Raw genomic sequence first — 21015 nt, 5'->3', positions numbered from 1 at the left:
TGGCTCGTCCGGCGCCGCTGTCCCGGGTAGAGCACCAGCCGGGAGCGACCCCGTTCCCCCACTGCCTCAAGGGCGTGGGCGGTGCCCCCAGCCGGAGGCAAGCCATGGAACAGACCGCGTTGCGTCCGAAGCCGATGCCCGGCCAGGAGCCCGGCGGCGGCAGCAGACCCCGTGCCGCCCGGCATCCGCACGCCGCGCCCCGCCGCGGCCGAAGGCTGCGGACCCTGCTGCTGGGGCTGTTCGTCGGAGCGGTCCTGGTCCTGTCCGGCGTCGGCCTCGGCACGGTCGGCGCCACGGTGATCGGCATGAGCAGACTCGCCGAGATGCAGCGGCAGATGGAGCGCACCCCGCCCGTCTCGACCCGCTCCGCCCCGTCGTCGCCCTCGCCGTCCTCCGCGTCGCCCGCCCCCGCGCCGGCCCCGCCCACGGCCGCCCTCGGCGTGGAGGCCGTCGACGCCGAGAAGGCGGGCGCCCTGATCGTCGGCGTGCATGTGCCGGGCCCCGGCTTCACGGCGGGCCTGGTCCGGGGCGACGTACTCCTCCAGGTCGGCAAGGCCCGCGTCGACTCGGCCGCCGACCTCGCCCGCGTCGTCGCCGGCACCCGCCCCGGCAAGGAGATCAAGTTGACGGTCCGTCATCAGAGCGGCGGATACCAGCAGTTGACCGCCGTGCCCGGCATCGTCACATGACCACCCGGAAGTGGCTGGTGAGCCGCCCCGCGTCGTCGAGGATGTGGAACGCGAACCCGACCGGCGCGTCCCGGTCCGCGATCCGCTCGCCCTCCCAGGGCATCCGCAGCGTCCACGTCACCCCCGGGCCGACCACCAGCGGCCGCCCGGCGAAGGTGGTCGCGGCGGGCGTATGGGCGTGACCGGTGATGATCCCGGCGATCTCGGGGCGGCGCTCGAGCAGCGCGGCCAGCCGGTCGGGCTCCCGCAACGGGTACGAGTCCGGCATCGGGTGATGCAGCGCCGCCGGCGGGTGGTGGAAGGCGAGCAGCGCGCGCCGTTCCCGGCCGAGTCCGTCCAGTGTCGCCTCGATCCAGTCGTACGTCTCCTCCTCCAGGGCCCCTTCGTCCTTCCCCGGGACGCTGGAGTCGCACATCAGTACCGCGGCGTCGTCGAAGCCCCGCACGCTGTTGACCGGCCCGTCCGTCGCCGGCAGCCCCAAGAGGGCCTTGCGGTACGGGGCGCGGCTGTCGTGGTTGCCCGGGCAGGTCAGCACCGGGAACGGTGCGTCGCCCAGGATCCGCGCGACCTCCTCGTACTCCGCCTCCGCGCCGTGGTCCGCGATGTCCCCCGTCACCAGCAGGGCGTCCACCCGCCCCGGCAGGTCCCACAGCCGGTCGCGCACCCGCTCCGCGCGCTCCGTGGCCCGTTCGCTTCCGTCCAGATGCAGATCGCTGATGTGCGCGAGTACGAGCACGGTCGGATGCCTCCCCTGAGATCGACTCTAATGGCGTACGCGAATCTAAGCATTAGGCTTAATGCTTGAGCAATCCATAACCGTTAAGGCGAGAAGACCAGTGGGCGGCTGCCGCGACGCGGGCCACGACGAGCCCCATGCCGAGCACCCTCATCGCCTTCCTCGGGGCCCGCACACTCGTCGCGGCCTCACCCGGACCGAGCACCGTACTGATCATCAAGCAGTCGCTGCGCAGCAGACGCTCCGGCTTTCTGACCGTGCTCGGCAACGAGACCGGCGTGTTCGTCCTCGTCGCCTTCGGCGTCCAGGCGCTGCGGCAGTCCCGCCGGAGCACGGCGGGCCGGGCCGACGAGGGCTGGGCGGGCGGTGAGAAGAGCGGCTGGGCCGCCTGCCGTGGCGGGCTGCTGCTCAACCTGGCCAACCCCAAGGCGGCCGTCTTGGCCATGTCCTTCCTGCCGCTGTTCGTGCCGGAAGGTGCCCCGCACCTGCCCACGACGGTGGGACTCGCCGCGCTCCGGGCCGTCTACGAGGTCGGCTACTACGGCCTGTACGTGTGGTTCGTCGGCCGGATGCGCACCGTGCTGTCCCGTGCCGGAGTACGCCGGCGCCTGGAGCAGGTCTCCGGAGGCGTGCTGCTCCTGCTCGGTGTCCGCCTGGCCCTGGAGAACTGACGCCATGGCCGACAGGCCCCCGCACACACCCGCCGCATCCTCGGAAAACACCGCGAACCGGCTCGCGCGGCCCCCGCTGTCCGGGCAGGATGCTGCCCGTAGCCCTCGTTGTCCCTTCGTCCGCCCAGGGAGGCCCGGATGACCGGCAGTACGCTCGCGCCCTTCACCGCCGACGACTACCGGGCCCGCATGGAGCGCGCCGCCCGGGCGGCCGCCGACGCCGGACTCGCCGGAATCCTCGTGGCACCCGGCCCTGACCTGGTCTGGCTCACCGGCTACACCCCGACCGCGATCACCGAACGGCTCACCCTGCTGGTCCTCGCCGCCGGCCAGGACCCCGTCCTCGTCGTCCCCGCCCTGGAGGCCCCGGACGCCGCCCACGCCACCGGCGCGCCCGCGCTGACCCTGCGCGACTGGACCGACGGCAAGGACCCCTACGCCGCCACCGCCGCCCTCCTGGACTCCGGCGGCCGGTTCGGCGTCAGCGACAACACCTGGGCGATGCACCTGCTGAACCTGCAGAAGACGCTCCCCGGCACCTCGTACGCCTCCCTCACCGACGCCCTGCCGATGCTGCGGGCCGTCAAGGACACGGCGGAGCTGGAGCTGCTGGCGGCCGCGGGAGCGGCCGCCGACGCGACGTTCGAGGAGATCCGCAAGGTTCCCTTCGGCGGTCGCCGGGAGTCCGAGGTCGCCGCCGACCTCGCCGCTCTGCTGCGCCGCTTCGGACACTCCCAGGTCGACTTCACCATCGTCGCCTCGGGCCCGAACGGCGCCAACCCGCACCACGAGGTCGGCGACCGGGTCATCGAGCGCGGCGACATGGTCGTCCTCGACTTCGGCGGCCTCAAGGACGGCTACGGCTCCGACACCTCCCGCACCGTCCACGTCGGCGAACCCACCGACGAGGAACGCCGGGTCCACGACCTCGTGCGCGAGGCCCAGGAGGCCGGCTTCCGCGCGGTGCGCCCCGGCATCGCCTGCCAGGAGGTCGACCGGGCGGCCCGCAAGGTCATCGCCGACGCCGGGTACGGCGAGTACTTCATCCACCGCACCGGCCACGGCATCGGCGTCACCACCCACGAACCGCCGTACATGATCGAGGGCGAACAGCAGCCCCTCGTCCCCGGCATGTGCTTCTCCGTCGAGCCCGGCGTCTATCTGCCGGGACGCTTCGGGGTGCGCATCGAGGACATCGTCACGGTCACCGTGGACGGCGGCCGCCGCCTCAACGACACGACCCGCGACATGGTCATAGTGGACTGAGCAGCCATCAGGAGCCCCGGCACACCCCCCGAGTGACTACGGCGCGACCATGACCCAGGCACCGACACCCACCGCGGACACCGTCCGCCGGCTGATCCGTTCCCTCCTCAAGGACGCCTCGGCCGGCGCCGGACCCGAGGTCCGGCCCGTCGCCGAGAGCGCCGAGCCCGCCACCTGGTGGGTCGGCACCCGCCATGTGCTGCGCCTGGCCCCCGACCGCGAGGCCGCCCTGCGCCAGCGCCGCGAACTGCGGCTGCGCGACCTCGTCCGCCCGCATGTCCCGGCCGCCGTACCGACGAGCGTGGCCCACGGCGAGTGGACGCCAGGGCTGACCTACACGCTCGACGCCCTGCTCCCCGGCGGCTCGGCGCGCGAGCACGACGTCTCCGCCGTCGGCGAGGCAGACCTGGCCGCGCTGCTCACCGGTCTGCGCGAGGTGCCCGTCCGGCAGGCCGAGACCCTCGGCGTTCCGCGCACCGCCCCGCGCTCCCTGGAGGCACTGCGCCGAGCCGCCGAACGCTTCGCCCAACTCCTCGGTGCCGCAGACGAGTTCGACCCGGGTCGCCTCCACCAGCTCACCTCGGCGGCCGCCGTCCAGCTCGCCGCCCAGCCCGGCACGGCCGTCCTCGTCCACCACGGGCTCACCGGCGACCACCTCGTGGTCAGCGCCGACGGCCGGGTACGCGGTGTGCTCGGCTGGGCCGAGGCGATCGTCGGCGACCCCGCCGAGGACATCGCGGGGCTCGCCCTCGCCGTCGGTTCCCCCGCCGCCGTCCGGGCCGCCACCCTCGCCGGCTACGGCGCCCGCCCCTGCCTGCGCGGTCTGTGGCTCGCCCGCTGCGACGCGGTCGTCCGCCTCGCCGAACGCCTGGAGGGCCGCGGCGCCACACCGCTCCCGGAGCTACGGGTGCAGCTGCGGCACGCCTGGGAGGCGATCCTGCTGGAGCGGGTGACGGAGCTGCGGGAGGGCGACGAGGAGGAGTAGCCGTGCCGGGCCACTGAGCCGTGCCGGACCCCTCACCATCACGGCCCTCACTCCTGCAGAAGCACCACGCACGACTCCCCGGGCACATGCAGCACCCCGTCCGCGCCGGGCCCCTCCACGGGCTCCCAGGCGGCCAGTACACGTGCCTGCCGCGGCCCCAGAGGGATCGCGGCGGGTTCCTCGGCCAGATTCACCGCCACCCGCACGTCCCCGCGCCGGAAGGCCAGCCAGCGCCCCCGCTCGTCGTACGCCACCTTCGTGTCGGCGAGGTCCGGGTCGGTGAGGTCGGCCTGTTCGTGGCGCAGTGCGAGGAGCCGGCGGTACCAGTCCAGTACGCGCGCGTGGGGCTCGCGTGCGGGCTCGGACCAGTCGAGGCAGGAGCGGTCCCGGGTCGCCGGGTCCTGCGGATCGGGCACGTCCTCCTCCTTCCAGCCGTGTTCGGCGAACTCCCGCCGCCTGCCCCGCCGTACGGCCTCCGCCAGCTCGGGATCGGTGTGGTCGGTGAAGAACTGCCAGGGCGTCCCCGCCGCCCACTCCTCGCCCATGAACAGCATCGGCGTGAACGGAGCGGTCAGCGTCAGCGCCGCCGCGCAGGCCAGCAGACCGGGGGAGAGGGACGCCGCGAGCCTGTCGCCCTGGGCGCGGTTGCCCACCTGGTCGTGGGTCTGGCTGTAGCCGAGCAGCCGGTGCCCGGCCACCCGCGAACGGTCCAGCGGACGCCCGTGCCGGCGGCCCCGGAAACCCGAGTGCGTGCCGTCGTGGAAGTACCCGCCGGTGAGCGTCTTCGCCAGCGCGGCGAGGGGGGCGCGGCCGAAGTCGGCGTAGTAGCCCTGGGACTCGCCGGTCAGCGCGGTGTGCAGGCAGTGATGGAAGTCGTCGTTCCACTGCGCGTGCAGCCCGAATCCGCCCTCCGCGCGGGAGGTGATCAGCCGCGGGTCGTTCAGGTCGGACTCGGCGATCAGGAACAGCGGCCGGCCCGCCTCGGCGGCGAGCGTGTCCACTGCGGTCGACAGCTCCTCCAGGAAGTGGAACGCGCGCGTGTCCGCCAGCGCGTGCACCGCGTCCAGGCGCAGCCCGTCGATCCGGTAGTCCCGCAGCCACGCCAGCGCACTGCCGAGCAGATACGCCCGCACCTCGTCCGACCCGGGCGCGTCCAGATTCACCGCGGAACCCCACGGTGTGTGGTGGGTGTCGGTGAAGTACGGCCCGAACGCGGGCAGGTAATTGCCCGACGGCCCCAGATGGTTGTGCACGACGTCCAGGACCACCCCGAGACCGAGCTCGTGCGCCCGGTCGACGAACCGTTTCAGCCCCTCGGGCCCGCCGTACGGCTCGTGCACGGCCCACAGCGAGACGCCCTCGTACCCCCAGCCGTGCCGGCCGGGGAAGGGGCACAGGGGCATCAACTCGACGTGGGTGACGCCGAGTTCGACGAGGTGCCCGAGGCGCTCGGCGGCCGCCTCCAGGGTGCCCTCACGCGTGTACGTGCCCACGTGCAGCTCGTACAGGACCGCGCCCGGCAGCGGCCGTCCGGCCCACTCCGTGCGCCAGGTGTACCGCCCCTGGTCGACGAGCGCGCTCAACCCGTCCGGGCCGTCGGGTTGCCGGCGCGAGCGCGGGTCCGGCAGCACGGGGCCGTCGTCCAGCGCGAAGCCGTACCGGGAGCCGTCCTGCGCCTCCGCCTCACCTCGCCACCATCCGGTCCGTTCCGGATCGCGTTCCAACGCGCGCGTGGCGCCGTCGCACTGGAGCGTCACACGGTCGGCCTGCGGTGCCCACACCTCGAACTGCACGGACGGTTCCCCTTCGTCTGTTCACCGTGATGTAGCCCTTCCATGGTGCTTCAAACAGGACCGAGCCGCTTTTGAATCTTCCCTTTTGCGGCGGGTGTCGTGGCAGGTGGCGTCAGGTGCACGCGCGTGGCGGCTGTTCTCACGTTTTCTGGACACCCGGCGTTCACTGCCCGACAATCACGAACGTGACGTCGTCCTTCGAGTTCAACACGTACCCCGCGCGGCTCTCCGACGCGGAGCGCGACAAGGCGCTGAACGTGCTCCGTGACGGCGTCGCGATGGGTCGGCTGTCGCACGACACGTTCATCCGGCGCATGGAGCTGGCGCTCGCCGCCCGCCGCTCGGACGAACTCGCGGCGCTCACCGCCGACTTGCCCTCGGAAGGGCGTTTCTCCCGGCTGGTGTTCGGCTCCGTGGAGGCGGTCTCCGGCTTCACCCAGCGGCTGCGCCGCGCCTGGCAGGCCGAGCGGCTGCCCAAGTTGCTGCTGCCGCACCCCGGCAACGGATACCCGCTGCGGATCGGCCGCGACCCCGCCAACGGACTGAGGCTGACCCACGAGACGGTGTCCCGGGTGCACGCCGAGCTGAGCCGGCAGGGCGGCATGTGGGTGCTGCGGGACCTCGGTTCGACCAATGGCACGACGGTGAACGGGCGGCGTGTCATCGGGGCCGCGGTGGTCCGTGAGGGCGACCAGATCGGCTTCGGACGGATGTGGTTCCGGCTCTCCGCCGACTGAGCCGGGGCGTCCGTGAACTGAGCCGAACCTTAGCTCTGGCCTGGGGTTTACGTCCTGTCGAGAGCTCAGATCCCTTTGCCGACTGCGGTGTTGACGTACCCCACAAGTCGTGACTCACTGTGCGTACACCATGCACATCAGGTGAACCGACGGCACCATATTTGTGGAGGTGTGCCCTGCCGCCACTCCTCCGCTACCCGACCGTCGACGAGTTGGGCGCCCGGGCGTCCGCACTCGTCGCCCGCCACCCCGGCGACGCCAGACTCCGCACGGTCGGCACGTCCCGCGCGGGCACACCGCTGTGGCTGCTGTCCGTCGGCCACGGCACCCGCCAGGCCCTCGTGGTCGCCGGCCCGCACGCCAACGAACCCGTGGGCGGCGGCACCGTCCTGCGGCTCGCCGAACGCGCCCTCGCCGACCCCCTGCTCACCGAGGGCGCCGACGCCACCTGGAATCTGCTGCTCAGCCTCGACCCCGACGGTCTGCGCCGCAACGAGGGCTGGCTGCACGGTCCGTACACCCTCGGCCGGCACTTCCGGAACTTCTTCCGGCCCGGCTTCCTGGAACAGCCCGAGTGGCTGCCCGACGGCGCCGACGCCGTCACCCTGCCGGAGACCCGCGCCCTGCTCGACGTCCAGGACGAACTGCGGCCCTTCCTCCAGTGCTCCCTGCACGGCGTCGACGTGGGCGGCGGCTTCGTCGAGCTGACCCATGACCTGCCGGGCCTCGCGGGCCGCGTCGCCCACCACGCGGCCCGTCTTGGCATCCCGCGCGAACTCGGCCCGTACGACACCCTGTACTGGCCGACCCTGGGGCCCGCCGTCTTCCGTATCCCGCCGCCGCGCCGGGGCGACCTGGCCGCAGCCATCACCGAGGCCGCCGTCGAGTCGACCTGGTACCACCCGCACCGGTACGGCACCGTGACCGCGATCGTCGAGGCGCCCATGTGGGGCGTGACCGCCGTCGAGGACGGCTCCCCGCCCACCGACGCGGCCGCCGTACTGCGCGGCGTCAGCCGCACCCTGCGCCACGACACCCAGCGCCTGGAGCGCCTCTTCGCGCGCGTCCGCCCCTTCGTCACCGCCGCCCCGGACGCGGAGCGGCTGCTCGCACCGGTCGACGACTATTTACTGGTCTGTCCCGGCATCGCGGACTCCTGGGATCCCGATGTCGACGACGGCTCCCATCCGCTGCCGCCCCTCAGCGCCGCACACCTGGCCGCCCTGCGGATCTCCGGCCGCCGCCTGACGCTGCGCACCGCCGGCCTGCTGCACCAGCTCGTGAGGGCCGCCGGGACCGATCCGGTCGATGCCCTGCCCGAGCTGGACCGCCTCATCGACGAGTGGTGCGCCGACTACCGCGACGGCTGCGGGGCACGCTGGATCCCCGTCGCACGCCAGGTGGAGTACCAGGCGCGGGTGGTGCAGACCGTTTTCGAACTGGCCGGGCGGCACGCGCGCGTGAGCTCCCGTTCGGGTGAGTCGGGGTGGGGATCCCAGGCCGCCGTGCCGATGCATCTGGAATGAAGAACTGCACCGCATCGAAGGCGCTACGAGGCACTCTGCTCGCCGCGGCCGCCCTGCTCGTCGCCACCACGGCCCCCGCGCAGGCGGCGCCCGAGGACTTCCGCACCGACAACTGGCTCTTCCTCACGGTCGCCAAGGGCGAAGCCCGGTCCAGCGACACCCGCGGCACCCTGCTGCTGTGCGACCCGCCCCAGGGACACGGGAAAGCGGCCGAGGCCTGCGCGGAACTGGAGACGGCGACCGGCGACCTCGCCGCCCTGCCGACGAAGAACACCTACTGCCCGATGAACTACGCCCCGGTCACCGCACGCGCGCAGGGGCAGTGGAACGGGCGGCCGGTCGACTACGCGGAGACCTTCTCCAACAGCTGTGTGATGGCCGGGCGGACCGGATCGGTGTTCGCCCTCGACGGCCTCGCCACCTGAGTCCGGCCGGTGGCGGCGGGACTCAGGCCGCCCTCGCGCGCGCGTGGATCGCCGCCGCCACCACCGTGCGGGACTGGTGCTCGATCTGGTGCTCCAACGGCACCCAGCGGGCCCGGAAACGGTCCGCGAAGGCCTCGCTCCAGGTCGCCACCAACCGCTCCAGACGGGGCGCCGCACGGTCGTCGTGCTCCAGCAGCACCCGCAGCAGCATCGACGCCGCCCGCAGCGGCAGCCGGCGCGCGAACGCGTCCACGCTGCCCACGTACGCGCGCGTGTTGTCGGCGGGCGGGGTGTGCATCCAGTCCGCGGCCAGCCCCGGCACCAGCTCCAGGCCCCACTTGGAGGCCCGCAGCAGCGGCCCCTCGACGTCCGGCAGACGCGGCGTGGCGTCGGCGAGCACCCGCTCCACCTGCCGCGCGTCCTGCAGCAGCCGCCCCGCCAGGCGCCGCAGCGCCACGGCCGGGGCCGGATGCGGTGCCGGGTCGTCGACCAGGTCGCTCGCCCACATCGGCACCTCGACGATCGCGGTCAGCCCGCCGTACCGATGCGCGTGGTACCAGGTGCTGTTGCGCGCGTCGTCCGGCATGCTCGGGTACGCCGCCCCCGCGCCCGGCGCGGGCATCACATGCACCCCGGGCCCGGACGCGGGCCAGCCCGCGGCGTCCGAGGCGCCCGTCTCCACCGGGATGTTCAGCTCCGCCGCGGACTTGGCGAACGGCTCCGCGAGACCCGGGATGTCCTTCGTCAACTGCACCCAGCTGCCGCCCAGGTCGGTGCCGTGCAGGGTGACCTGGAGGTAGGGGCGCAACTCGTCGATGACACCGGTCAGGGCCCGGGTCTCCGGTGGCAGCCGGTCCGGCGGCAGCACCGCCGGGGACCACTCCGGCTGCTCGTGGCCGGCGGGCCGGAAGAAGCCGAGGTGGTAGTCGAACAGGCTGCGCGGTGCGGGCGTGATGTGCAGGCTCGCCCCGTCGGGGTCCGCGCACAGCAGGAAGTGCCAGGACGTTCCCAGCCTCAACTCCCTTTCGTTCAGCACACGTTCGGCGACATCGAGGAGGGTCGCACCGCCGGTCGGCTCGTTGGAGTGGGCGCCCGCGACGACGAGCACGGCACGCCGGGCATGTCCCACGGACAGCAGATGCAGGGGTCTGCCCGCCCGGGACCGGCCGATCTGGCGCAGGGTGCAGAGAGCGGGCCGACGAGCGGCCAACGCCCTTGCGGACGTGATGACTTCGGACACTGTGGGGTAGCGCAGCTCCGGCAGGAGACTCACCCCCGACACATCCGCCCGGCTTCGCAATCCGCAGTACCCCACGCCCTCTGTGAAGTGTCAAGCGTGCGACGGGGGCGCCTCCAGGGGGCGCCCAGATGCATTTACCGCCAGCTGGAAGAGCCGTTGGTGCCAGCGGGGGTGCCGGGGTCGGACGGTGCGGTGCCCGGACGCCGACGCGCACGTCCGGACCCTTTCCGGTGGCCGTTCACGGCCTCGATCGAGCGCGCGCCGCCGCCCGTCACCGCGCGCCGGACGCCTGGCCCGGGCTCCGGGAGCGCACGCGGTCACGAGCCGGGGGCCGGGCCGTACGACGGCGTGCGGTGAAGATGCCCGCGCCCAAGGTGAGTTCGCGGGTCCGGGTTCAGTCGCGTTCCGCTTCCACCCGCTCCAGCAACGCCACCGGCAGCCCCTCGAAGAGCTCCGCCACGCGCACGTGCCCCGTGAACTCCCGTCCCGGAGAAAGGACATCGGCCCATCGGCCCGGTGGCAGCGGCAACCGGGTCTCGCGCCAGCCGCCCGCCTCCGCCAGCCGCAGCGACAGCCGGGTCACGGCGGTGACGACATCCCTGGAGCGCGCGAACGCCAGGCAGTGGGCCGCCGCCGGGCCCTCGGCGGTCAGCGGGGCGTACGTCGCCGAGTCGCCGAACGCGGCCGGGCGTCGTGCGCGCAGGTGCAGCGCCGCCGCGGTGAGCGCGCCCTTCTCGCCGGGCTTCCCGGGCGGGAACCGCACGGGCCGGCGGTTGTCCGGATCCACCAGGGCCCGGTACTCGGCCTCCGTGCCCTGGTAGATGTCGGGCACCCCCGGCATGGTCAGGTGGAGCAGCGCCGTGCCGAGCATGTTCGCCCGGACGGACGGCCCCAGCGCGCTCCGGAAGGCGGCCACGTGCTCGCCCGGCGCCCCGGACGGCCCCGCCGCGACAAAGGCCGCCACCGCCTCCTCGTACGGCGGCTCCTGCTCCGTCCAGCTCGTGTACAGCCCGGCCTCACGCACATGCTTCAGCAGCGCCTGCTGCACCCGTTCCGCATCCGCCGGGCCGAGCCCGAACACCGTCTGCCAGGCCGCCCACGCCACCTGCGCGTCCGGTACCCCCTCGCCGGTGCGGGTCACCTCGGCCAGGACGTCGGCCCAGCGCTGCGGGCACTCGGTGAGGACGGCCAGCGCGGCCCGTACGTCGGCGCTGCGCTTGGTGTCGTGCGTCGACACGGCCGTGCCGGTCGCCGGCCAGTCGCGCTGCACGCGCGCGCAGTACGCGTGGAAGTCGTCCGGGGACACCGCGGGTGCGCCCGGATTCCCACCCACCTCGGTCGCCGACAGCAGCGGCACATAGCGGTAGAACGCCGTGTCCTCCACGGACTTGGCCCGCAGCGCCGACGAGGTCTGCGCGAACCTGGTCCCGAACTCCACGTGCTCGGGCCCCTCACCCGCCTGCCCCAGCACCAGAGCGCGGACCACGTCCACCGCACCGGCCTCCTCGGGCACCACGAACGCCTGCCGGGCCTCCTCCGCGGCCTCCTCGGTGACGACGGAGGCGGCGTCGACGGAGCCGTAGGGCCGGTAGACCTCCATGCGGACCAGCAGCTCCTGCAGGGCGGTGCGCAGCGCCCACGGCGCCCGGTCGCGCAGCGCGGGCTCCGGGGACGTGGCGCACAGCCGGACCACCACCCGGGTCAGCCGCTCGGTCTCGGCGGCCAGCTCGTGCGCGAGCACCTTGTACGCCGCCCGCCGCACCGTCGCCTCCCACTGTCCGCCCCGGTCCGTCTGCGGAGCCGCGAACCGCCGGTACTGGCCGAGGAGTTCACCGAACCCGGCCGGGTCCGTGAGCACGCCGTCGATGTGCCGCAGGGCGTCGTACCCGGTGGTGCCCGCGACCGGCCAGGACGCCGGCAGCGGCTCGCCGTCCGCCAGGATCTTCTCCACCACCGTCCAGCGGCCGCCGGTCGCCTCGTGCAGCCTGCGCAGATACGCGTCGGGGTCGGCGAGACCGTCGGGGTGGTCGATCCGCAGCCCGTCGACGACGCCCTCGTGGAGCAGCTGGAGGATCTTGGCGTGGGTGGCCTCGAAGACCTCCGGGTCCTCCACCCGCACCCCGATGAGCTCCGAGATGCTGAAGAAGCGCCGGTAGTTGAGCTCGGTGCGGGCCAGCCGCCACCACACCGGGCGGTACCACTGGGCGTCCAGGAGCCGCGGCAGCGGCAGTTCCCCGGTGCCCTCGCGCAACGGGAAGGCGTGGTCGTGGTAGCGCAGGACGTCGCCGTCGACCCGCAGGTCACCGATGACCGAGCCGAGCGGGCCGCCCAGGACCGGCAGCAGCACCTGTCCGCCCTGTGCCTCCCAGTCGATGTCGAACCATCGCGCGTACGGCGACTTGGGGCCCTCCCTGAGCACCTCCCACAGGGCCCGGTTGTGGCGCGGGGCCATGGCCATGTGGTTCGGCACGATGTCCACGATCAGCCCGAGCCCGTGCTCCCGCGCGGTGACGGCCAGCGCGCGCAGGCCCTCCTCGCCGCCCAGTTCGGCCCGTACGCGCGCGTGGTCCACGACGTCGTAGCCGTGCGCGGAGCCCGGGACCGCCTCCAGGACGGGGGACAGGTGCAGATGCGAGACGCCGAGCGTGGCCAGGTACGGCACGGCGGCCGCCGCGGCGGCGAAGGGGAACTCGGGCTGCAGCTGCAGCCGGTACGTGGCGGTCGGCACCACCGGGTCGGGTCGCTCAGGTGTCATGCAAACCTACGTACCCGCCCCACCGTCTTTCGTGTCATCGGCCTGTGCACGTCCCCTCGCGCGCGTGGCTAGCTTCGAGCGATGGGGACCCTGGGACGCACCTACCGTGAGGTCATCGGTCTGACCGGGCCACTGCTGCCGGTCGTGTCCTTCCTGGGCAGACTGCCGACGGCCACCATCCAGTTCGGCAGCGTGCTGCTCGTCGCCCGCACCAGCGGCTCGCTGACCGCCGCGGGGCTGACCGGCGGTGCGCTGGCGCTCGGTCAGGTGGCCTGCGGTCCGCTGGTGGGCCGGCTCGCCGACCGGCACGGTCAGCGGACGGTCGTGCTCGTCCTCTCCCTCGTCAACGCCCTGGCGATCACGGCGCTGGTCGCCGGAGCACTGGCCGGCCTGTCCACACCGCTCCTCGCGGTCCTCGGCGCGACGGCGGGTGCGACCGTGCCGCTGATCGGGCCCCTGGCCCGCGCCCGCCTGATCGCCCTGGCCCGCCGCGCGGACGCCCCCGACACCACGGTCGCCACCGCCCTCTCCTTCGAGAGCACCCTGGACGAGATCTCCTTCGTCCTCGGCCCCGCCCTGGTCGGCCTCGCCGCGGTCCTGGCCCACCCGGCCCACGCACTGGGCGGCGCCGCGGTGTCGGTGGCCGTGTGCGGAAGCGGCTTCGCGCTGCATCCGACGGCGACGCGACGGACCGGTCACGTCGATACGCCCGCGGCTCAACGCCCCGGTTCCGTCCCGACGTCCGCAGCACGACGAAACGGTCCCGTCGCGACGTCGGCGACGCAACGGTCCGTACCCGTCCCGACGCCGGTGGCGCAACGGTCCGTACCCGTCCCGACGTCGGCGACGCAACGGTCCGTACCCGTCCCGACGTCCCCCGCCGACGCGGCCCGTCCCCGCATGCCCCGCTCCGTCCACGCCCTGCGCGCCGCCCTCGCCCTCCAGGGCGCCATGTTCGGTGCCTGCCAGGCCGGCATCACCGCGCTCACCGAGCGCCTCGGCCAATCCGACCAGGCGGGGCTCGTGTACGCCGCCATGGGGGTGATGAGCGCCGTCGCGGGCCTGTCCATGGCCGCCGTTCCCGCGCGCATACCGCTCGCGACCCGCTGGCGGGTCGCCACGGCCGCCGCGTTCGCGCTCTCCCTGCCCCTGCTGTGGACGGACGGCCTGGCCACCCTCTACGTGGTCGTCACCGTCCTCGGTGTCGCCTACGCCCCGCACCTCATCACGGTGTTCGGGCTCACCGAGCGGGCGGTGCCGCCGACGCGGCTCGCCGAGGCGATGGCCTTCGCGACGAGCGCCCTGGTCGGCGGTCAGGCCCTCGCGATCGCCGGCACGGGCCGACTCGCCGAGTCGTACGGCCCCGCCGCGGCGTTCGGCGCGGCGAGCGTGGCGGCCGCGCTCGCCTGCGCGATCGCGCTGACGGCGAGGCCGACGTCGTACGACCGAGTCACCGCAAGCACCCTCCACGCGCGCGTGCCCACCGGCAGTCCCTAGACCCAGACCTGGACCGGGACCTTCCTAGACCGGCCGCTGCAACACCGTCATGCTCCGGTCCACCAGCGTCAGCCGGTCCCCGGCCCGCACCTTGGGACCCGTGCCCGGCGGCGCGCCGTCGGGGAGGGCGGTGTCGACGACGACCTCCCACTGCCGGCCGTGGTTGACCGGCACCACGAAGTCCAGCGTCCGGTGCGAGGGGTTGAACATCAGCAGGAACGAGTCGTCGCCGATGCGCTCCCCGCGCGGGCCCGGTTCGGAGATCGCGTTGCCGTTGAGGAACACCGAGATGGCCGACGCCTGCGCCCGGTCCCAGTCCCGCTGGGTCATCTCCTCGCCCTCGTGGGTGAACCAGGCGATGTCCGACAGCTCGTCATGGGTGCCCTCCACGAGCCGCCCGTGGAAGAAGCGCCGCCTGCGGAAGACCGGATGGTCCCGGCGCAGCCACACCATCGCGCGCGTGAAGGCCAGCAGATCGCCGAAGACCTCGCCCTCCTCGGGCCACCGGACCCACGCCACCTCGCTGTCCTGGCAGTAGGCGTTGTTGTTGCCGCGCTGCGTGCGCGCGAACTCGTCGCCATGGCTGAGCATCGGCACGCCCTGGGACAGCATCAGGGTGGCGATGAAGTTCCGCATCTGTCGGGCGCGCAGCTCCAGCACGTCCGGGTCGTCGGTCTCGCCCTCGGCTCCGCAGTTCCAGGACCGGTTGTGGCTCTCGCCGTCCCGGTTCTCCTCGCCGTTGGCCATGTTGTGCTTGTCGTTGTACGAGACGAGGTCGTGCATCGTGAACCCGTCGTGGCAGGTCACGAAGTTGATGGAGGCCAACGGGCGCCGCCCGTCGTCCTGGTACAGGTCGGAGGAGCCCGTCAGCCGGGACGCGAACTCCGCGACCGCGCGCCGCTCGCCGCGCCACAGATCCCGCACGGTGTCGCGGTACTTGCCGTTCCACTCGGTCCACAGCGGCGGGAAGTTGCCCACCTGATAGCCGCCCTCGCCGACGTCCCACGGCTCGGCGATCAGCTTCACCTGGGAGACCACCGGGTCCTGCTGCACCAGGTCGAAGAAGGACGACAGCCGGTCCACCTCGTGGAACTGCCGGGCCAGGGTCGCCGCGAGGTCGAAGCGGAAGCCGTCGACATGCATCTCGGTGACCCAGTAGCGCAGCGAGTCCATGATCAGCTGGAGGACGTGCGGGGACCGCATCAGCAGGGAGTTGCCGGTGCCCGTGGTGTCCATGTAGTAGCGGGGATCGTCGGTGAGGCGGTAGTACGACGCGTTGTCCAGGCCGCGGAAGGACAGCGTCGGGCCCAGGTGGTTGCCCTCGGCGGTGTGGTTGTAGACCACGTCGAGGATGACCTCGATATTGGCCTCGTGCAGCGCCCGGACCGCCGACTTGAACTCCAGGACCTGCTGGCCGCGGTCGCCCCAGGAGGCGTACGCGTTGTGCGGGGCGAAGAAGCCGATGGTGTTGTAGCCCCAGTAGTTGTTCAGGCCCATGTCGACCAGCCGGTGGTCGTTCACGAACTGGTGGACCGGCATCAGCTCCAGCGCGGTGACGCCCAGTTCCGTCAGGTGCTCGATGACCGCCGGGTGCGCGAGGGCGGCGTAGGTGCCGCGCAGTTCCTCGGGCAGGCCGGGGTGGCGCATGGTGAGGCCCTTCACATGGGCCTCGTAGATCACCGTGTGGTGGTAGTCGGTGCGCGGACGGCGGTCGTCGCCCCAGTCGAAGTACGGGTTGACCACGACCGAGCTCATGGTGTGCGGGGCGGAGTCGAGGTCGTTGCGCTTGTCGGGCGAGTCGAAGTGGTAGCCGTAGACCTCCTCGCCCCACTGGATGGCCCCGCTGATCGCGCGCGCGTACGGGTCGAGGAGCAGCTTCGCGGAGTTGCAGCGCTGTCCGCGCTCCGGGGTGTACGGGCCGTGCACCCGGAATCCGTAGCGCTGGCCCGGCATCACGCCGGGCAGATACGCGTGCCGGACGAACGCGTCGCTCTCCCGCAGCTCCACCGCCGTCTCCGAGCCGTCGTCGTGCAGCAGACACAGCTCTACTCGGTCCGCGGCCTCGGTGAAGACCGCGAAGTTGGTGCCGGCGCCGTCGTACGTGGCACCGAGTGGATACGCCTCTCCAGGCCAGACCTGCATGGATACGACTCTTTCAGCTCGTGCCCGCCGCCGGGGCGCCTTGGACTTGAGTCTCCCCGAAAGTGATGGAACCACCTATGACTTACGCCCCTCTTACCGATCGACCGGTGCATACGTGGTGTGCACAGACCTGTGGGGCAATCACATACTCCCGTGACCAGGGGGAGTAGGGGGAAAGACGTGCGCGAAATAGTGCGCCGCCACCTTGGCAAGGTGGTGGCCGGTGCGGCCATCGCGGTGGCCTCGACCGCCGTGATGGTCGGAATCACCCTGCCGGGCACGGCCGGGGCCGACGAAACGGGAGGGACCAAGGGGGGCGGGCAGGCGGCCGCCGGGCAGCAGCAGGACCAGGAGACGCAGGGTTCGGCCGCCGCGCCGGGCGTCGTCGAGGAAGCCCCCGCCGAGGGCGACAAGGGCAAGGGCCGCGACCCGCTGACCGACGACGAGATGGAGCGGGTCGCGAAACTCGCCCTCAACCGGCAGCTGTTCAACGCCAGTGAGGACGTCGACGGGGACCGCGGCCCGCAGCAGCTCGGCATCGACCTCGCCGACCCCGAGACGAGCGAGCTGGACGACCCGAACGCGCCGCGGCGCGCCGACGTGACGTACTACGACTACAAGGACGACACCCTCGTCACCCGGACCGTCAATCTCGACACCGGCAAGGTCGAGGGGACCTCCACCAGCCACGGCGTGCAGCCGCCGCTGAGCCGGGCCGAGACGGCCGAGGCGGCCCGGCTGCTGCTCGCCGACCCGCTGTCCGCGGGGCTGAAGGGCGACTACAAGGACGCCACCGGCAAGGAGCTCACCTCGCCGGACCAGCTCCAGCTGAACAGCATGGTCTTCAGGGCGAACCCGGGGATCAGGCCCGCCGCGCTCACGGCCTGCGGCGAGCACCGCTGCGCGACGCTCACCCCGAAGGTCAAGAACGGACCGTGGATCGACACCCGGGACCTGGTCATCGACCTGAGCACCCGCAAGGTCGTCGAGATCGTCCGCGGCTGAGCCGCCCGCCCGTTCACTTTTCCCCTTCGCACCTCCTGTAAGGGAGTCATTTCTTCATGCGTGTGAACAGAATGAGCCGTGCCCGCAGGCGGACGCTCCTGGGTGTCGCCGTCATGGCCCTGGCGGCCGGCGTGACCACCGGTGCGGGCCCGGCCATCGCCCAGCCGAAGGCCGCCCCCGCCGCGGCGGCCGCCGACTGCAGCACGGCGTACCAGATAGAGAAGAAGCTCGCCTCCGGCACGACCTGGCGGATGTGCTGGCGCTTCGAGAGCAAGGCCGGGATCGTCCTGGAGGACATCTCCTACCAGCCGCCCGGCGAGACCAAGCCGATCAAGGTCCTCAACAGCGCCAGGCTCGCCCAGATCCACGTGCCGTACGACGACGGCAGGAGCGAGTACAACGACCTGACGACGTACAACTTCGGCGACGGTCTGATGAACATGACCGCCGCGGAGTGCCCGGGCGGCACGATCAAGACGGTCAAGGTCAAGAACACCTCGTACTACCAGGACCCGAACATCAAGGGCCTGTGCACCACCACCAAGACCCGCGGCCACGCCTACCGCCTCATGAACTACGACCAGAACAACACGGTCTACCAGGCACAGGGCAAGGACCTGCTCGTCTACACGGTCAACAAGGTCGACTGGTACGAGTACATCACCGAGTGGCGCTTCCAGGACGACGGCACCGTCAACATGAACGTCGGCGCCACCGGCAGCCTCTCGCCGTACGACTACGACGCCGGTGACGGCCGCAGCTGGCCGATCGGCAAGGGCGCGGCGGCCAAGGCGGACAGCCACAGCCACAACGTCTTCTGGAAGCTCGACTTCGCCCTCGACGGCTCCTCCAAGGCGAAGGTCGAGCAGTACGACTCGAAGGTCACCGCCCCGGCCGGCGCCGGAAACGGCCCGACCGCCAAGACCACCCGCACCACGGTGACCAAGGAACTGGCGGGCGACAGCAAGAACATGCGCTGGTGGCGCGTGGTGAGTTCGGCGGGCAAGAACAAGGACGGCCATCCGCGTTCGTACGAGCTCGTCCCCGGACCCACCAGCAAGTACTCCGGCCGCCCCTTCACCAAGCACGACGTGTACTTCACCGAGTACAAGAAGTGCGAGAAGTACGCCAGTGAGAACCAGCCCGGCTGCGCCACCGGATCGGGCTCGTCCGTCGACAAGTTCGTGAACGGACAGGCCCTCACCCACCCCGTGGTCTGGATGAACATCGGCTTCCACCACATCGCCCGGGACGAGGACCAGCAGCCGATGCCGGTCCACTGGCAGGGCTTCTCCATCGCCCCGCGCGACGTCACGGCTATGAATCCGCTCACTCCCGCGGCCCTCGCCGGGCAGAACGGCGACTGGAACCGCGGTAGTTGAGAAACGACCCTGTCCATCCGGCTGCACCGCCGACCGCTCCCGGAGTACCCTTCCTTGATCGTTGGCAAGGGCAGTGCTCGGGGGAGCGGAAGGCGGTGCGCGGGTGGGCTCGGGAGGGCTGGAGTTGCCCCCTGGTGACGAGGGTCACGAGGGGAACTCCGCAGAGGTCCCGCCCGGCACGGTGTCGCTGGCACGGCCCATGGACGCCGCCGGCTCCATCGGGCCGGAGCTGGACTGGGACGCCGACGCCTGGCGCGAGGTGCGTACGCGCGCCCAGCGAGCCGGCCGGGCCTACATCTGGCTGAACCTCGTCGAACAGCGGCTGCGCGCGGTCGTGGCCGCTGTCCTGCGTCCCATCTACGAACCCGTCCACGGCGACGACTGGGTGGTCGCCGCCGCGGGACCGGCCGGCCAGGAGTGGGTGCAGCGCGCGGTCGCCGTACGCGAAGTCAGCCGCCGCAAGGGCTACTTGCTCGACCCGGCCGACGACAACGTCCTGAGCTTCCTCACGTTGCCGCAGCTGCGCGAGCTGATGGTGCAGCACTGGCCGTGCTTCGAGCCCTACTTCGACGAGCGCCGGGACGTCGAACTCGCCCTGGACGAACTGGAAGTGACCCGGAACGTCGTCTCGCGCAACCGGGCCCTGTCCGAGGCCGTCCTGGGCCAGGCCGAGCGGGCCTCGGCGAAACTGCTGGAGATACTCGGCGCCGGCGGCGACGTGCCGTCCGCGCGCCGGCTCCCCGTGGACGCGGTCGAGGACCTCGTCGGCGACCGGTACGCGGACGTGGTCGCCGTCCACTCCGACCGGGTACGGCTGCTGCGCCAGTTCCCCGCCGAGGACATCTTCGGCGGCGCCCGCCGTCTCGACGCCGTCGGCATCGGCCTCAACCTGCTCGTGCAGAACTTCTCCGGCCGCCGGCTGCTGCGCCTCGCCGAGGCCGGGTGCCGGGCGCGGCTGCTGTTCCTGAACCCGGCGTCCAGTGCCGTCAAACGGCGCGAGCGTGAACTCGGTATCAAGCGCGGTGAGTTGAGCCGTGCCGTCGAGATGAACATCCTGCACATGCGCCGGGTGCGGTCCCGGCTGCGCGACCCGGGCGCCTTCGAGATCCAGGTGTACGACGAGACACCGCGCTTCACCGCCTACCTCGTCGACGGGGACGGCGCGGACGGGGTCGCCGTCGTGCAGTCCTATCTGCGGCGGTCGCGGGGCATGGAGGCGCCGGTGCTGGTGCTGCGCAACGGGAACAAAGTGGTCAAGCCGGGCGAGATCGACGACAGTGGACTCTTCCCGACCTACCGCGAGGAGTTCGAGACGTCTTGGGTGGATTCACGACCGGTGTCCTGAAAGTTCCCTAAGTGGAACGCGGTCCTCTGATTGTCAGTGGCGCATGGGATCGTGGAGACCACTGGGGGAAAGCACCACCAAGAAGGGGGGCCGCCGCATGGGCTGGCACCAGGAGCTGCTGATCGGCTTCGACCTGGAGACGACCGGAACCGATCCGCGCGAGGCGCGCATCGTCACGGGGGCCGTGATCGAGGTCAGGGCGGGACAGCCCATAGGGCACCGCGAATGGCTGGCGGACCCGGGCGTGGAGATCCCCGCGGACGCGGTGGCGGTCCACGGGATCAGCAATGAACGCGCGGCCGCGGAGGGCCGCCCGGCCGACCAGGTCGCGGACGCCATCGCCGACGTCCTGGCGACCTACTGGAAGACGGGCGTCCCGGTCGTCGCCTACAACGCGGCCTTCGACCTGACCCTGCTCTCGGCGGAGCTGCGCCGACACGGCCTGCCCTCGCTGCGGGACCGCCTGGGCGGCGTCGATCCGGCCCCGGTCGTCGACCCGTACACCATCGACCGGTCCGTCGACCGCTACCGCCGCGGCAAGCGCAACCTCGAAGCGGTGTGCAGGGAGTACGGAGTCCCGCTCGACGCCGCCCACAACGCCTCGGCGGACGCCCTCGCCGCGGCCCGGCTCGCCCACGCGATAGCCGACCGCCACCCCAAGATCGCCTCCCTCGGCCCGGCGGAACTGCACCGCCGACAGATCGAGTGGTACGCGGAGTGGGCGGCGGACTTCCAGAGCTTCCTGCGCCGCAAGGGCGAGACGGACGCGGTGGTCGACGGGACGTGGCCGCTCAGGGAGTTGGCGGACGAAACGGTCTGAC

At 72.2% G+C, this 21015-nt stretch carries 17 protein-coding genes; 12 read left to right on the top strand and 5 right to left on the bottom strand.

Annotated features, from left to right (window positions below; translation table 11 throughout):
* Positions 1-104: 104 nt before the first annotated feature.
* Positions 105-689 (top strand): PDZ domain-containing protein, encoded by a 585-nt coding sequence (locus tag ACWD3I_RS34125; protein ID WP_365397679.1) that lies wholly within the window; start codon positions 105-107, stop codon positions 687-689.
* Here ACWD3I_RS34125 and ACWD3I_RS34120 read toward each other — a convergent pair.
* The gene (locus tag ACWD3I_RS34120; protein ID WP_365397681.1) at positions 682-1425 is read right to left on the bottom strand and encodes a phosphodiesterase; all 744 of its coding nucleotides are present in this window, start codon (positions 1423-1425) and stop codon (positions 682-684) included. The genes ACWD3I_RS34125 and ACWD3I_RS34120 overlap by 8 nt on opposite strands.
* 137 nt (positions 1426-1562) lie before the next feature.
* Between ACWD3I_RS34120 and ACWD3I_RS34115 the strand changes: the two genes are divergently transcribed.
* The 3 genes from ACWD3I_RS34115 (at position 1563) to ACWD3I_RS34105 (ending at position 4347) form a co-directional block, all read left to right on the top strand.
* Positions 1563-2096: a LysE family translocator gene (locus tag ACWD3I_RS34115; protein ID WP_365397684.1), complete on the top strand. Its 534-nt coding sequence runs from the start codon at positions 1563-1565 to the stop codon at positions 2094-2096.
* 138 nt (positions 2097-2234) lie between these two features.
* Positions 2235-3362, top strand: a complete 1128-nt coding sequence (locus ACWD3I_RS34110) for an aminopeptidase P family protein (RefSeq protein ID WP_365397687.1) — start codon at positions 2235-2237, stop codon at positions 3360-3362.
* 49 nt (positions 3363-3411) lie between these two features.
* Complete coding sequence (locus ACWD3I_RS34105) at positions 3412-4347, top strand: aminoglycoside phosphotransferase family protein (protein WP_365397690.1); 936 nt, start codon at positions 3412-3414, stop codon at positions 4345-4347.
* Between the two features lie 47 nt (positions 4348-4394).
* Here the strand turns inward: ACWD3I_RS34105 and treZ are convergent, their stop codons facing one another.
* Positions 4395-6140: a malto-oligosyltrehalose trehalohydrolase gene (gene treZ / locus ACWD3I_RS34100; protein WP_365397693.1), complete on the bottom strand. Its 1746-nt coding sequence runs from the start codon at positions 6138-6140 to the stop codon at positions 4395-4397.
* Between the two features lie 185 nt (positions 6141-6325).
* Between treZ and ACWD3I_RS34095 the strand changes: the two genes are divergently transcribed.
* The 3 genes from ACWD3I_RS34095 (at position 6326) to ACWD3I_RS34085 (ending at position 8828) form a co-directional block, all read left to right on the top strand.
* Complete coding sequence (locus ACWD3I_RS34095) at positions 6326-6877, top strand: FHA domain-containing protein (RefSeq protein WP_046260753.1); 552 nt, start codon at positions 6326-6328, stop codon at positions 6875-6877.
* 161 nt (positions 6878-7038) lie between these two features.
* The gene (locus tag ACWD3I_RS34090) at positions 7039-8403 is read left to right on the top strand and encodes a M14 family zinc carboxypeptidase (RefSeq protein WP_365397697.1); all 1365 of its coding nucleotides are present in this window, start codon (positions 7039-7041) and stop codon (positions 8401-8403) included.
* Positions 8400-8828 (top strand): SSI family serine proteinase inhibitor, encoded by a 429-nt coding sequence (locus ACWD3I_RS34085; RefSeq protein ID WP_365397700.1) that lies wholly within the window; start codon positions 8400-8402, stop codon positions 8826-8828. The genes ACWD3I_RS34090 and ACWD3I_RS34085 overlap by 4 nt, the downstream gene beginning before the upstream one ends.
* A 22-nt stretch (positions 8829-8850) precedes the next feature.
* Here ACWD3I_RS34085 and ACWD3I_RS34080 read toward each other — a convergent pair whose 3' ends face one another.
* The gene (locus ACWD3I_RS34080) at positions 8851-10101 is read right to left on the bottom strand and encodes a M14 family zinc carboxypeptidase (protein WP_365397703.1); all 1251 of its coding nucleotides are present in this window, start codon (positions 10099-10101) and stop codon (positions 8851-8853) included.
* Positions 10102-10462: 361 nt separating this feature from the next.
* Positions 10463-12823: a malto-oligosyltrehalose synthase gene (gene treY / locus ACWD3I_RS34075; RefSeq protein ID WP_365397706.1), complete on the bottom strand. Its 2361-nt coding sequence runs from the start codon at positions 12821-12823 to the stop codon at positions 10463-10465.
* Positions 12824-12904: 81 nt separating this feature from the next.
* Between treY and ACWD3I_RS34070 the strand changes: the two genes are divergently transcribed.
* Positions 12905-14320 (top strand): MFS transporter, encoded by a 1416-nt coding sequence (locus tag ACWD3I_RS34070; RefSeq protein ID WP_365397709.1) that lies wholly within the window; start codon positions 12905-12907, stop codon positions 14318-14320.
* A 24-nt stretch (positions 14321-14344) separates the two neighbouring features.
* On the opposite strand, the gene glgX is transcribed toward ACWD3I_RS34070, so the two are convergent.
* A complete protein-coding gene (gene glgX, locus ACWD3I_RS34065; protein WP_365397711.1) occupies positions 14345-16462 on the bottom strand; it encodes a glycogen debranching protein GlgX in 2118 nt (705 codons plus the stop codon).
* A 180-nt stretch (positions 16463-16642) separates the two neighbouring features.
* On the opposite strand from glgX, the gene ACWD3I_RS34060 reads away from it, so the two are divergent.
* The 4 genes from ACWD3I_RS34060 to ACWD3I_RS34045 all read left to right on the top strand — a co-directional run bounded on the left by ACWD3I_RS34060 (position 16643) and on the right by ACWD3I_RS34045 (position 21014).
* Positions 16643-17467 carry a Tat pathway signal sequence domain protein gene (locus ACWD3I_RS34060; protein WP_266886650.1) on the top strand — a complete coding sequence of 275 codons (825 nt, stop codon included), beginning with the start codon at positions 16643-16645 and terminating at the stop codon, positions 17465-17467.
* 56 nt (positions 17468-17523) lie between these two features.
* Positions 17524-18849 (top strand): copper amine oxidase, encoded by a 1326-nt coding sequence (locus ACWD3I_RS34055; protein WP_365397714.1) that lies wholly within the window; start codon positions 17524-17526, stop codon positions 18847-18849.
* A 103-nt stretch (positions 18850-18952) separates the two neighbouring features.
* Positions 18953-20194, top strand: coding sequence for an SAV2148 family HEPN domain-containing protein (locus ACWD3I_RS34050; protein ID WP_451084265.1), 1242 nt, complete (start codon positions 18953-18955; stop codon positions 20192-20194).
* Between the two features lie 97 nt (positions 20195-20291).
* Positions 20292-21014 (top strand): 3'-5' exonuclease, encoded by a 723-nt coding sequence (locus tag ACWD3I_RS34045; RefSeq protein WP_365397717.1) that lies wholly within the window; start codon positions 20292-20294, stop codon positions 21012-21014.
* The last annotated feature ends 1 nt before the right edge of the window (position 21015 follow it).

The organism is Streptomyces sp. NPDC002817, from assembly GCF_053592055.1.
This window is presented reverse-complemented; position numbering and strand designations above follow the sequence as displayed.

Excerpts from the sequence above, each read along its gene's own strand:
- ACWD3I_RS34105 (WP_365397690.1), top strand. The coding sequence starts at position 3,412 with ATGACCCAGGCACCGACACCCACCGCGGACACCGTCCGCCGGCTGATC.
- treY (WP_365397706.1), bottom strand. The coding sequence starts at position 12,823 with ATGACACCTGAGCGACCCGACCCGGTGGTGCCGACCGCCACGTACCGG.
- glgX (WP_365397711.1), bottom strand. The coding sequence starts at position 16,462 with ATGCAGGTCTGGCCTGGAGAGGCGTATCCACTCGGTGCCACGTACGAC.
- ACWD3I_RS34055 (WP_365397714.1), top strand. The coding sequence starts at position 17,524 with ATGCGTGTGAACAGAATGAGCCGTGCCCGCAGGCGGACGCTCCTGGGT.
- ACWD3I_RS34070 (WP_365397709.1), top strand. The coding sequence starts at position 12,905 with ATGGGGACCCTGGGACGCACCTACCGTGAGGTCATCGGTCTGACCGGG.
- ACWD3I_RS34115 (WP_365397684.1), top strand. The coding sequence starts at position 1,563 with ATGCCGAGCACCCTCATCGCCTTCCTCGGGGCCCGCACACTCGTCGCG.
- ACWD3I_RS34085 (WP_365397700.1), top strand. The coding sequence starts at position 8,400 with ATGAAGAACTGCACCGCATCGAAGGCGCTACGAGGCACTCTGCTCGCC.
- ACWD3I_RS34110 (WP_365397687.1), top strand. The coding sequence starts at position 2,235 with ATGACCGGCAGTACGCTCGCGCCCTTCACCGCCGACGACTACCGGGCC.
- ACWD3I_RS34125 (WP_365397679.1), top strand. The coding sequence starts at position 105 with ATGGAACAGACCGCGTTGCGTCCGAAGCCGATGCCCGGCCAGGAGCCC.
- ACWD3I_RS34045 (WP_365397717.1), top strand. The coding sequence starts at position 20,292 with ATGGGCTGGCACCAGGAGCTGCTGATCGGCTTCGACCTGGAGACGACC.